Source organism: Mycoplasma sp. 4423, assembly GCF_054353855.1.
Genome location: NZ_JBTHHJ010000010.1, coordinates 1 through 13,275, shown reverse-complemented (window position 1 = coordinate 13,275; position 13,275 = coordinate 1). Strand labels below are relative to the sequence as shown.

13 protein-coding genes are annotated in these 13,275 nt (G+C 23.9%); 8 read left to right on the top strand and 5 right to left on the bottom strand.

Translation table 4 applies throughout. The annotated features are described in order from the left end of the window. Window positions 1-1,119 carry a DNA polymerase III subunit beta gene (locus tag ACXYRN_RS02350; protein WP_458597781.1) on the bottom strand — a complete coding sequence of 373 codons (1,119 nt, stop codon included), beginning with the start codon at window positions 1,117-1,119 and terminating at the stop codon, window positions 1-3. A 135-nt stretch (window positions 1,120-1,254) separates the two neighbouring features. Next, window positions 1,255-2,670 (bottom strand): helix-turn-helix domain-containing protein, encoded by a 1,416-nt coding sequence (locus ACXYRN_RS02345; protein WP_458607531.1) that lies wholly within the window; start codon window positions 2,668-2,670, stop codon window positions 1,255-1,257. Between the two features lie 251 nt (window positions 2,671-2,921). Between ACXYRN_RS02345 and ACXYRN_RS02340 the strand changes: the two genes are divergently transcribed. The 4 genes from ACXYRN_RS02340 to ftsH are packed head-to-tail and all read left to right on the top strand — an operon-like array spanning window position 2,922 to window position 8,767. Then, window positions 2,922-5,318 carry an ATP-dependent DNA helicase gene (locus tag ACXYRN_RS02340; RefSeq protein WP_458597777.1) on the top strand — a complete coding sequence of 799 codons (2,397 nt, stop codon included), beginning with the start codon at window positions 2,922-2,924 and terminating at the stop codon, window positions 5,316-5,318. Between the two features lies 1 nt (window position 5,319). Beyond that, window positions 5,320-5,880: an aminoacyl-tRNA hydrolase gene (pth, locus tag ACXYRN_RS02335; RefSeq protein WP_458607530.1), complete on the top strand. Its 561-nt coding sequence runs from the start codon at window positions 5,320-5,322 to the stop codon at window positions 5,878-5,880. Between the two features lie 7 nt (window positions 5,881-5,887). Beyond that, on the top strand, window positions 5,888-6,742 hold the full coding sequence (tilS, locus tag ACXYRN_RS02330; protein WP_458607529.1) for a tRNA lysidine(34) synthetase TilS: 855 nt from the start codon (window positions 5,888-5,890) through the stop codon (window positions 6,740-6,742). Window positions 6,743-6,778: 36 nt separating this feature from the next. Further along, a complete protein-coding gene (gene ftsH / locus ACXYRN_RS02325) occupies window positions 6,779-8,767 on the top strand; it encodes an ATP-dependent zinc metalloprotease FtsH (RefSeq protein ID WP_435129492.1) in 1,989 nt (662 codons plus the stop codon). On the opposite strand, the gene ACXYRN_RS02320 is transcribed toward ftsH, so the two are convergent. Beyond that, window positions 8,764-9,369 (bottom strand): ribonuclease HII, encoded by a 606-nt coding sequence (locus ACXYRN_RS02320; protein ID WP_458607528.1) that lies wholly within the window; start codon window positions 9,367-9,369, stop codon window positions 8,764-8,766. The two genes, ftsH and ACXYRN_RS02320, sit on opposite strands and share 4 nt — an antisense overlap. A gap of 44 nt (window positions 9,370-9,413) precedes the next feature. Here ACXYRN_RS02320 and ACXYRN_RS02315 point away from each other — a divergent pair, with 44 nt between their 5' ends. Both ACXYRN_RS02315 and ACXYRN_RS02310 read left to right on the top strand, forming a co-directional pair. Then, on the top strand, window positions 9,414-9,947 hold the full coding sequence (locus tag ACXYRN_RS02315) for a hypothetical protein (protein ID WP_458607527.1): 534 nt from the start codon (window positions 9,414-9,416) through the stop codon (window positions 9,945-9,947). Between the two features lie 7 nt (window positions 9,948-9,954). Beyond that, window positions 9,955-10,689: an MAG0110 family membrane protein gene (locus ACXYRN_RS02310; protein ID WP_458607526.1), complete on the top strand. Its 735-nt coding sequence runs from the start codon at window positions 9,955-9,957 to the stop codon at window positions 10,687-10,689. A 151-nt stretch (window positions 10,690-10,840) separates the two neighbouring features. On the opposite strand, the gene ACXYRN_RS02305 is transcribed toward ACXYRN_RS02310, so the two are convergent. Continuing rightward, complete coding sequence (locus ACXYRN_RS02305) at window positions 10,841-11,203, bottom strand: hypothetical protein (protein ID WP_458597764.1); 363 nt, start codon at window positions 11,201-11,203, stop codon at window positions 10,841-10,843. A 139-nt stretch (window positions 11,204-11,342) separates the two neighbouring features. On the opposite strand from ACXYRN_RS02305, the gene ACXYRN_RS02300 reads away from it, so the two are divergent. Both ACXYRN_RS02300 and ACXYRN_RS02295 read left to right on the top strand, forming a co-directional pair. Beyond that, the gene (locus ACXYRN_RS02300; RefSeq protein ID WP_458597762.1) at window positions 11,343-12,020 is read left to right on the top strand and encodes a Fic family protein; all 678 of its coding nucleotides are present in this window, start codon (window positions 11,343-11,345) and stop codon (window positions 12,018-12,020) included. Next, window positions 11,996-12,430: a hypothetical protein gene (locus tag ACXYRN_RS02295; protein WP_458597760.1), complete on the top strand. Its 435-nt coding sequence runs from the start codon at window positions 11,996-11,998 to the stop codon at window positions 12,428-12,430. The genes ACXYRN_RS02300 and ACXYRN_RS02295 overlap by 25 nt, the downstream gene beginning before the upstream one ends. A gap of 247 nt (window positions 12,431-12,677) precedes the next feature. On the opposite strand, the gene ACXYRN_RS02290 is transcribed toward ACXYRN_RS02295, so the two are convergent. Continuing rightward, window positions 12,678-13,166, bottom strand: coding sequence for a hypothetical protein (locus ACXYRN_RS02290; RefSeq protein ID WP_458597758.1), 489 nt, complete (start codon window positions 13,164-13,166; stop codon window positions 12,678-12,680). Window positions 13,167-13,275 lie beyond the last annotated feature (109 nt).

The window sequence follows — 13,275 nt, the reverse complement described above, 5'->3', positions numbered from 1 at the left end:
TTAATACCTTCTTATAGGAGTAATTAGTTGTATATGATTTTTGTTTTCATCTGAAAGAACAAAAATACGATCATTTGTCTCGTTTATTTTTAAGTATATTTTTCCGTTTGGTAATACAGAAACAGCATCTTTAATAAATTGAAAATCTATATCCATTTCTAAAGGTTTTCCATTATAAGTAATATTTTTTGTTGATGCTTGAGATATACCAAGTTCAGGGACTTCAAAACTTAGTTTTAATTCTTCTTGATTTATAAAAAATGATAATCTACGTACTTTATCAGAGTTATAAAAAACAACCTTATTTATTAATTTTAAAAATTCTTCTTTTTCTATACTTAATGTTTTAGAAAAAACAGGTGTTATAAAATTATTTATATCAAGATAATTTAGTTTTGTTAAATTAGTAAAAATAACTAAGTTATCAGCAGATATACCAATTTTTTCTTCATCAAAAAACACTACAATTTCCTCTGGCATATCTTTGAAAATAAGTTTTTTTAAATTTTTTGCCTCAATAATAACATTTATATTTATTTCTTTGTTTATATTTATTAATAAACTTGATAATCTAAAACTATCTGTAGCTGTCAAACGTAGTTTATTTATATCAGTATTTTTTATATTTATACATTTATATAAAAGAGCAGTTAATCTTTCGTTTGTTCCTTGTGAAGTAGATATTGAAACATTATTAATTGCTTCTTCTAAAATTTTTGATTTTATAGTAAATTGATTTTTCTTTAAATCGAAATTGATAAAAGGATATGAATCAGAATTTAATTGTGTTAATGTATATTTAGTTGTTTTGTCATAAATTTTTATATTTTGTCCATAACTTTCAAATGTTATTCTATTATCCATTTTTTTAATTATGGTTCTTAATATGTTTGAACTAATTAAAAATATTCCTGCTTCATCTACTGATAAATCTTTTTCATCTACATTAATTATAATTCTAGCTGCTAAGTTATTTTTTGCTGAAATCAAAACAAGTTTATCAGCATCTATTTTAAAATAAATACCACGATACGGAACAAAAGCATCATTATTATCGTTATAAGAACATAAAAAATCTATATTATTATCAATAACATTTTTTGATATTGTAAATTTCATAAATTCCCTCTTATTATTTATATAATTTCTTGTGAATAAGTGCTTTAAAAACTAAAAAGCATAAAATAAGCTATAAAAACCTTAAAAATTTAACTTTTTGAACTATTAACAACTTATTTATTTATGTATAAATGTTTATTTTAAACCACGGATTTCCCGAGAAAGTTGTTCGATAGTTTTTTGAATTGATTTGTCATATCCGTCATTGTTAATTTTTTTAATAGCATTTAATATGGTTGTGTGATCTTTGTTGAATATCTTTCCTATTTCTGTGGATGAAAGAGAAAGAAAACTATTCACTAATATGATAGCTATATGTCTTGCAACAACTATTTCTTTTTTTCTAGATGAACCATATATATCTTTTTCAGATATTCGATAATATTTAGCAACAGCCTTAATAATACTTTCTGAATTAATTTCTACTTGTTGTCTAACAACATCAGCGAAAATTTTTTGAATAACATCATAAACATAATTTGTATTAATAAGTTTGTTTCGAGAAAAAGAAACACGTTTAGCTGCACCCAATAAAGCACGAATTGAACTAAAGTGATTTTTAACTATAAATTGTTTTGAATTTTCATCTAATATATGAAAATCAAAACCTTCTAAATTAAGAACAAAACCCAATAAGTTATACATTTCTTTTTCGTTTGGATTTTTAATTTTAGTAATTAAACCAGATTCCAATCTTGTTATAAGTCTGTCATCAAATTTATTTTCTAAGTCGTGTATATTAAGTTCAGCAGCAACTACTGTAAGTTTATTGCTTTGGATTCTTCCATCTATAATCTCGTATATGAAATTTTTAGTTTGTTTTTTTTGTCCATCACCAAAAAGTTGAAAATCATCAAAAACAACTAAATCTAATTCTGTAAAAAACTTAATTAAGTTAGAAATCTTTAAAGATTCATTTGACATTAATAAAGAAGAAATTTGTCTTGTGAAAGAGTTTGGAGAAATATAATAACCCTTTTTACTTGCTTTAACAAATTCGTTTCCTATCGCATGTAAAAGGTGGGTTTTTCCTATACCAGAACTACCAAAAATATATAAAGTATTCAAACCAAAAGGATTGTTAATTAAATTTTGACAAATTTCAACAACTTCTTCATTAAAACCATCTTTTAAATAATTATCAAATGTTTGATTTCAAACAAAGTTGTTTGATAATTTTTTCTTTTCTTCTTTTGTGATAACTTTAGAATTGATTTTTCTTTGTTCTTCTTCTGTTTCTTTTTGATATTCTGTTTTGTTTTTTATTGTTAATTTATAAAAAACTTGTGTTCCAAATATTTCCTTTATTGCTTTATCAAAAATTTCTTTATAAAAACCATTTAATCCTAAAAGTGATTGCTCTTGTTCTAGTGGTATATATATAACTAATATGTTTCTACTAAAATCAATGATTTTCATCTTAAAAAAGAAAGACTTTCAAATAACATTGTCTGTTATTTCGTTCCTTAAATAACTTTTAAGTTGTTCAGTCAATGAATCGAGTTTAACATCTTCATAATTGTTTATGTTTTTAACAACTTCATTATTCATAAATTAAATTATAAAGTAAATAATATACACTTACAAGAATAATTAAAAATAATGATAAAATACCAAGCAAATATAAAAGTTATTCACAACTTCTACTGCTAAAATATACATATATTAATACTTATTAACAACATTTTTTTAAATTGTTAATAACTTAATAAAAAATCGAATATATTATGTTGATAAGTCTATTAATAATTAATCTTTAAAACCATTTAAATATAAAATAAAAAAGTATAATTTAATAATATATGAAAGAAAAAAACGATTCAATTTATAAAGAAACAGGGAAGTTTGTAAAAATAATTTCTGGTGGTTTTAGTCAAGGATGAGCTTTTATGATTTTTGAATCAACAGAAAAAAAACAAAAAAAAGCAATTTATGCAAGAAAAAATGTTCCTGAGTTATATAAAAAATATGAAATAACTTATGAAATATCAAATTACAAAGATAATAGACAAGGAATAAAACTTACATCATATATACCTGTTATTGAGTATGTTGATATAGATGTTGAATTAAAACAACATATTGAAAAAATACCTAAAGTAGGAAAAATAACAGCAAAAAAAATATTTGAACAATTTGGAAGGAAGTTTTTTGACTATTTAGAAGATCCAGAAAAGAATAGCAAAATTTTAAAAAGTGTTCTTTCAGATGTTCAAATAGAAAATTCTGTTAAATATTATAAACATAATAGTGATTCAGTAAAAAAAGTGTTAAATGCCGCATCTGTCGATTCAGAAGAATATAGAAAAAATATTGAATTTTTTTATGGTAATGATTTAGTAAATTTATATACTTTTCTAAAAATTAAATATCAAACAGATTTAGAGGATTTTATAAAAAAATATAAATTACTTAATCCGTATAAACTTTACCTTGAAGATTCGTACAATTTATATGACATAGATCGTTTTGCGATTTTGCTTGGTTGAAATCAGTTGTGCGAAGAAAGATTAGATGCTTTTATTCATACAGCATTTATAGATTTAGAAGACAATAATTCGACTTATATAAATTCAAAAGAAATTGTTGATAAAACACTGACTATGATGTCCTTAGAAAAATTACCAGATTACCAAGAAAAGGTAAAAAACAGGTTAAAAGAACTTACAAAATTAAAATATTTAATTAATGATCATTTTATGTATTGTCGTGTCGAAATGCAAAAAAAAGAAGAATTTATAGTTGATAAATTAGTTAAAATAGATAAAAAAGAACCTTTGATACTAAAAAAAGAATCTGAAGATAAATTAAATTATTTATCAAACGAACAAAGAGACGCATACTTTGCTTTTATAAATCATAATGTTTCAATTATTTCGGGAAACCCCGGAACAGGTAAAAGTAGTTTGATAAAACATTTTTATAATACCTTAAAACAAAACGATTATAAAATTGAATCTAATTTTTTTATTTTAGCACCAACAGGTAGAGCGGCTTCAAATTTATCATCTAAAGGACATTTTTATGCAAGAACTATTCATAGTTTTTTAAAAATAAAAGATGATAAAGAAGAAGTTTTAGAAAACGAAGATGCAGAAAAAGCAAAAGTTATAATAATTGATGAGTTTAGTATGGTTAATATAAATTTGTTTTATAAACTACTTAATAATTGTCCAAATTTGGAAAAAATAGTATTGTTAGGCGATAAGGATCAACTTCCTGCAATAGGGCCTGGTTATATATTAAATGATTTAATAAATAGTAAAAAAATAAAAACAACAGTATTAGAAAAATTTTATAGAAGTGATTCGTTAGAAATTAAATCATATGTCGATTTTATAAATTTTCTTGGTAATTATAAAGATATCAGGTATATAAAAAATATAAAAGAATATATTAAAGAGTTATTTAAAAGAAATTATATAAATGAACAACTCTATGAAAAGGTTGTATCAACAGATTATTTACCTTCTGAAACAAATATATTTAATAAGATTCTAACATTTGAAAATAACTGAAATGATTGAATGGGATATTCGATAAAGAAAGAAAAAGTTAATTTTGTTATTTATAAAAACTTCGAAAAAGATATAGTTAATATATATAAAGGAATTCTAAATAAATATGGTATTAATGATTCTATAATATTGTGTCCTATGTATAAAGGCTTATATGGGATAAACAAAATAAATAATTTGATACAAAAACTTTATAATCCAAAAGGAAGAATTATTCATTGAACTAATTTTAATGATAATAAAGTTATTTATAAAATAGGTGATAAAGTAATTCAATTAGTTAATAAGTATGATAAAAATATTTCAAATGGTGATATAGGATATATAACTGATGAAAAGATAATTGATGGTAAGAGTCAAATAACAGTGACTTTTAAACAAGGAAATAAAAATATAAAAATTATTTATAATAAAGAAGAATTTAATGCTGAAATTAATTTAGCTTATGCTATAACAGTTCATAAATTTCAAGGAAGTGAAACAAAAGCAGTAATGTTTATAATAAATAATAATTTTAAACATATGTTAAACAGAAAACTTGTTTATACAGCGGTTTCACGTGCAATAAATGAAATATGAATATTTTCTCCAACTGAATTTTTATATTCACAACTTTTAGTTCCGCAATTTACAAAAGAAAAAGAAATATATACAAATATGCAGATTTTATTGAAGGATTAATATGAAATTAATAGTAGGTTTAGGAAACCCAGGGATTGAATATAAATATACAAGACATAATGCAGGTTTTTTAGTAATAGATGAAATTTGTAATAAATTGAATATATCATTAAATAAAACAAAATTTAATGGTAATTTTGTAAAAATCGATGATTTAATTATTGCAAAACCAAAAACCTTTATGAATTTATCAGGTAGCTTTGTTTCTTCAATGTGTAGTTTTTTTAAAATATCACCAGAGGACGTAATGGTAATTCACGATGAAAAAGATTATGAACTAGGAAGAGCAACTATTAAAATAGGTGGTTCTGGCGGAAGTCATAATGGTGTTAAAAATATAATTGACCAATTAGGGACTCAGGAATTTAAAAGACTTCGTATAGGAATAAAAACCCCTTTTCAAGGAGAATTAAAGGATTTTGTACTAGGAAAATTTACAAAAGAAGAATTTGAAATATTAAAACCTATTTTAAATATTTCAGCACAAGCAGCAATCTCATATGCGTTTAATGATATAAAAACAGTAATGAATAAGTTTAACCAAAAGAACAATGGAATATAAAAAAATTTTGTTAGCCGTTAGTGGCGGACCTGATAGTATGTATATGTTAAATAAGTATAAACATTTAGATGTTGTTGTTGCGTATATTAATTATAATCAAAGGGAAGATAGTTATTTAGATGAGCAAATAGTTACAGATTTTTGTAATAAAAACAAAATTAAATTAGAAAAACTAGTTTTAAATAAAAGTGATTATATCTCAGGGAATTTTCAAGATTGAGCAAGAGAAAAAAGATATTTCTTTTTTAAAGAAATTTATTATAAATATAATCGTAATATACTTTATATTGCACATAATTTAGATGATTATTTAGAAACAGCACAAATGCAATTAGCAAGTAACAGAACATTTTCTTTATTAGGGATAAGAAAAAAAAGTTATTTATTTAATATGAATATATATAGACCATTTCTGTTTCGTTATTTTAAGGAAACTATACTAAAAAAATGTAAAAAATATAATATACCTTTTCATATTGATTATACAAATAATCAGAATAAATATTTAAGAAATATTCAAAGAAATAAAAATAAATTATTGTCCAAATTTCAAAAAATACTAATATTAATTAATATTTATTTAAAAAACAGAAAAATACACAAAAATAATCAAATAACTGAAAAAGAATATAAAATATGATTAGAATCAAATTTTGCTCAGGAAATATTTCGTTTTTTTTTAAACAAACAAGAATTAATATATAAATTTATACATTTAAATTTTGATAATATTGAATTATCATCCAAAAAGATACAAGCGATTGAAAAATTTATACTCTCAAATAACAGAACAAGTGAATTTAAATTAAATGATAAAAACAAACTACGGAAGAAAAAAGGAAAAATAATTGCAAAAGAATAAAGAAAAACAATTTATAATTTAATATAAAGGAGAAAAATGTTTTCAAAAAACAGAAAATCAGTATTTTGAACGATTATAAGTATTATAATAATCGCAATCATTCTTTATTTTCTAATAACAAGTTTTTTAGGTTCTAAAGAAAAAACAATAAGTTTAACTCAATTAGCTCAAAAAGTAGTTGCAGCTGCTTCTGATAAAAACCACTCAACTTATTTTACACAAATGAGAGTTGATAGTTTTTCTAATACAATATCTGCAACTTTTAATCAAAAAGTGGTTGATGGTTCTATTATACAAAGTAATTATGTTATCTATGGAAGTTATAACTTATTTGAATCAATTTTAAAAGATATAAACTCTAATATTAAATTATCAGATGCATTTTTTGGTGACACATCACAAGGGATAGTGGGAGTGCAGGCACCAAAACCAAATGTTGCTTTAAATTTATTTATTAGTTTGATTCCAACATTGTTATTGATTGGAATAATATATTTTGTATATCGAGCTCAAGCAAAAATGATGTCAGGTCAAGGTGGAGCATTTGGAGAAAAAAATCCGGCTCAAATAATCAAATCTGATAAAAAATTTAGTGATATAGCAGGAAACAAAGAACCAATAGAAGAAATTTCTGAAATAGTTGATTATCTAAAAAATCCCAAAAAATATCAAGATTCTGGTGCGAGAATGCCACATGGCATATTATTAGGTGGACCTCCCGGAACCGGAAAAACTTTATTAGCAAAAGCTACGGCAGGTGAGGCAAATGTTCCGTTCTTCTTTGTTTCTGCTTCTAATTTTGTTGAGTTATTTGTTGGTATGGGTGCAAAAAGGGTAAGACAAGTTATAGCAGAAGCAAGAAAAAACGCACCAGCAATTATATTTATAGATGAATTAGATGCAATCGGTAGAACACGTGGATCAGGTATAGGTGGTGGACACGATGAAAGAGAGCAAACATTAAACCAATTACTTGTTGAAATGGATGGGATAAAAGAAAACTCAGGACTTTTATTTGTTGCTGCAACAAATAGGACTGATGTTCTAGATCCTGCTTTAACTAGACCTGGTCGTTTTGACCGTGTTATAACAGTTGGATTACCTGATATAAAAGAAAGAGAAGAAATTCTAAAACTTCATGCAAAAGGAAAGAGATTTGCATCAAATGTATTGTTTTCAAACATCGCAAGAAGAACTCCGGGATTTTCGGGTGCTCAATTGGAAAATGTTGTTAATGAGGCAGTCTTATTATCTATAAGAGAAAAATCAGATTTAATAACTTTAGAAATTATAGATGAAGCAATTGATCGTGTTATGGCTGGACCTGCTAAAAAATCAAGAACAATTACTAAAGAAGAACTTACAGCAGTTGCCTATCACGAAGCAGGGCATGCTGTTGTAGGGATAAGAATTCCAGGAGGTAATAAAGTTCAAAAAATTACCATTATCCCACGTGGGCAAGCAGGTGGTTATAATTTAATGATGCCTGAAAATGAAAAATATAATTATACTAAAGAAGAACTTTTAGCATCTATTGCTTCATTTATGGGTGGTAGAGCAGCAGAAGAATTTATTTATGGAAAAGATAATATTTCAACAGGTGCTTCTGATGATATAGATAAAGCGACAAACATTGCTCGTCGTATGGTAACAGAATTTGGAATGAGTGATTTAGGTCCGATAAAATATCATGAAGAAAATGGAAGTCCGTTTTTAGGAAAAACCCTTGCTACAAATTCATCTTTATCTAACCAAGTAAGTCATGAAATTGATTTAGAAATAAGAAAGATTATTTTAGAAGCACAACGTCGCGCATATCAAACAATTTCAGAAAATACAAAATTATTAGAATTAATCAAAACATTATTGCTTCAAAAGGAAACAATTATTGCTGAAGAAATATCTTATATAGCTGAACATCTTGAATTACCACCTGAACATAATAATTCATCAGAAAGTGATTCAAGTGATCAAAGTGTTGATGATTTAATCTTCTCAACAGAGCAAGAAAAAGAACAAGATTAGTTCTTTTTTTGTATTAAATTTAGAACAGGTTTATATTTAATTCGGTGATAATCTTTTAATATACCAAATAATTTCAAGGCTTGCAAATGTTCTTTAGTAGGATATCCTTTGTTTTTATCAAAATGATACTCAGGATGTATTTTATGTAAATTCATCATATATTTATCTCTTGCAACTTTTGCTAGTATGGATGCAGCAGCGACACAGAGAGCTTTATTATCACCTTTAACCAAGTTTATTTGTCTAATATCAAGATCAATTTTTTCATAATCTGTAATCGTTATCTGGGGTGTTTTTTTAAATGATTCAATACATTGTTTCATTCCGAGTTTTGATATTGCTTTTGGATTTGAGTTATTTATATCAAAAACATCATAAAATTTTATTTTATATTCTATAGCAATATCTTTAATAAGATTAGATAGTTGAATTCTTTTGTTTGGTGCAATTTGTTTAGAATCTTTTATATCTTTATTAAGATAATTTTTTGGAAGCATCACACAAGCAACAACTAAAGGTCCGGCGATACAACCTCGACCGACTTCATCGCAACCAGCAATATAATCATATTCACCAAGATGTTCTATTTCAAAGTTTAACATAACAATATTTTATAATTTATTATATAATTACAAAAGGAGAAAAAATGGCATCATATGTAACTGCAAAATGTAACAAATGTGGTCGAACATCTCATTATATTTTTGGTTTTTCTGAAGACTTAAGATTATTCGATTTATTTTTAAGTGAGTATAAAAAAGTACAAAAGGACTTGTTTAAAGAAGAAGAGTTTTATAAATACTTTAATGATTTATTTAATAAAGATATTGTAGAATATCAAAAATTAACTGATCAAGAAAAGAATGATATATTAAAACATAATTATCAAAATATTCTTAATTTCTTTTGAGAAGAAGAAATAAAGATGATAAAGAAAAATATATTAACAGGTTATGAGTTAGAACTATATCCTGTGGTTATTCTATCCAAACCTGCTGAAGAACGTGATATTCTAAATGTTCCGCTGTTAAAAGTGAAATTTTTAGACGGAAGTGAATATAATCGTAGATACAACTCACAACAATCACAATATGTGCAATTTAGCAAGGATCAAAAATTATTAACATGTCCATATGAATTAAAATTAACAGCTGAAAATATTAATGAAGAAGAAAGGTAAGGGTAATATGAACGATATAAATTTAAATGCATCAGGAATCGAAATAGATATAAATATTGAAAGAAAAAAGAAAGCAAAATTATGAGGAATTTCCTTAGCGGTATTAGGTTTTTCTTTTGCTTTTGTTATAACAATTTCGTTAGTGATTCAATATTTTTTAAGAAGAAATAATAACCCCCAAATAGCACTTATAATGTTATGAGTAGGTTTAGCAGCATTGTTTGTTTTATCGCTTGTATCAGGTTTTTTATATAAAATTAAAAGTAAATTTATTTATTTTTATTATTTGTTTCAGTTAGGAACTTGGATACTAATATTTACGGGAATTTTATTTTTCTTTTTACAAGTTTATAAATTAGATACAGTTAGATTTCTAGGAATAAGCTTATTACCAATTTTAATTATTGGAGTTTTTGGATTAATAGGTTATTTTGAAGTAATTAAAATAAAATTCATATATGCTTTCATAGGTGTATTATCAATTGCTTTAATTGTAATGTTTTTTATATCAATATTTGCTTTTGGTATTACTTGATATTATTCAGCTGTTGCTATTGTATTGATTGCAGCGATGACAGCAGCTGATATATATCAAGTACGTAAAGAATTAAATTATGTGGTCTATACAGATTCTAATTTTCAATTTAAATATGCATTAAGTGTTGGTATAAGATTATTTGTTAATGCAGCATCGATATTATTACAATTATTAATGTTAATAATGGGAGCAAGTAAAAAATAAGTGGTTATACTTATTTCCAAAATGCAATCTAAAAAGCTACACAATAACTTAATTTTTATAGTGTAGCTTTTTAGATTGCATTTTGGTTCATCACATTGTGATGTTTTATATTGCTTTTTGTTCAAATGGTTTTGATTTCTCACTTAAATTGTTAGTTTTTATTAATCTTAGTAGATAACATAGTATTTAATATTGCTACAGGGATAATAAATAAACCAAATAAAACCGGAACAAGTAAAGTAAGAACAAATATAGATATAGAATAATAAGTTATATCTTGTTTTTCTTTGTTATTAATTTGGTAACCAAATATTATTGTATTTAAAACAAGCACTGGTATATAAGTTAATATAGATAGAATAACAAAAACCAAAAACACAATATATACATATGGAAAACCGCCAAATATCATTGCTAAGTAAAAGACAAAAACAAGTGTTATAAATAAGATGATAACATAACTTAATATCGTAGATGTTAATGATAAATTATAAGTTTTAGATATTTTTTTCATTTTTCCTTTCTTTATAACTTAATAATACAAAAAAAAAAAAACTGAAGCAAAATATTAAAGAATGACGCTCGGGAGCACCACCCCGACGTCCTACTTTACTGCTTTATTATTAAATATTTTTATATATAATTAAATAAAGATGAAAAAAAACAAAAAAGAAATTGAAATACTCGCTTTAAAATTAACTCATAGTTCTTGCGTGATAGAGAATAATACATTTACATATCAACAAACAAAGGAATTATTATCACAAAAACAAATAAATTTTAATGAATACAGTACTAAAAAACTAAGAGAAGTGTATGAGTTACTAAATTTTAAAGAAGTAATTTTATATATTTTGGATAATTATAATAATTTAAAAATAGATAATGAAACAATAAAACTAATTCATAGTATTATAATGAATAATATTATAGAAAATAAAGGATTATTTAGAAGACATAATGTTGCAATTAGTGGTTCGTATGTTAGACTTTGTGATTATTCGGTTGTAGAATATAAATTACAAAACTTAAATGCTAAATTTGAAAATATAATAAAAACAACAACCGAAAAATTAGAAAATATTTTAGAATATCATTGTAATTTTGAAAAAATACATCCTTTTAGTGATGGAAACGGAAGGACAGGAAGAGCAATATTATTCTTGATGCAACTTCAACATAATTTGGATATTTTATATATAGATCCAGATTATAAACAAGAATATTATCAAGCATTAAGTGAGTATGATATTAGAGGTGATATTAAACCGCTAAAACGACTTGTTTTAAAAACTAAAGGTAATATATGTTTAAAAGACAAGATATTATAGAAGATTTAGTAGTTAAATATATATATTTTTATGAAGTAAAAGATAAAAATAATTATAATTATCGGTTTGTTTCTGAACTTTTAAAGGAAGAAATGATATATACTAAACCCGACTTTAAAATGAATGTTAATTTAATTTTAAAATGGGTGAAGATGTATAAAGAATCAGTAAAACTTTTAAATATAAATAACATTAGAATAATTTATAAAAATCATTTTGATTTATATAAAAAAGTCCAAAATTATAAATTGAGTAATTATAAGAGTTTTATTTTATATAATCAAATATGTTTAAATAACTATAAATCACCATTATACCAACTTAATTTTAATAAGAATTTCTCTAACAAAAAAGAATTTGATTCTTTTTATAAGTATGAGTATTATGACTTTAATTTTTTAACCAAATAAAACAACACAATTTTGTGTTGTTTTATTTGGTCTTTTACTATTCTATATAGACTTTAATTGTTTGTATTATATGTATTTTTTCAAACTTAATATTATTCTAGGATAGTCATTTATATTATAACTAAACCAAATATCTAATATCTTGTGTATAAATATTAAATATAATCAAAACAAAGCAATTTATCAAGAAATACTTTGTTTTGATTATATTAAAGCAAAAATGCATAAATACTAAAATTGAGCAAAATTAATTTCTACTATGCCAAAACTTTTTGAAATGCATCTTTGTTGTTGTCTTTTTGAATGTCTGTTGCTTAATTATATCTTCTAATTCTATTGATGATATAAATAACATTACTGTAATAGCAATATGAATAAACATAGCTGATAAAGAAATCATTGGGATTCAAGCAAAAAATTGTGAAAAAATTATTAATCCAAGGTTAACAAATATCATAACTTTTATATTTCCGATTTCAGAAGCTTCCTGACTAAATGATAATATAAAAATTATTATAATTAAGATGAATATTACTAAATAAATAACTACATTTATTACAGTTATAGAAGCATAAGTGGGAATAACATTAAACATATTTATGAATAATGCATTGTATGTTCTACTATCAATAACTTGTTTGATAGGATATAAAATAGTTGTTAATATTCATAAAGTTATAGTAATAACTGACAAAATAGCAGCAGATAAATTGAGTTTTTGCAAAGCTTTAAGCATTATAATCCTTTCTTTATTTAGAATACAAAAAAAAAAAAAAAAAACAAAGAAATTTAAAGTAGGACAAAAAGATTAACAATTAATTCTGTTAATCTTTTTGTTTTATTAA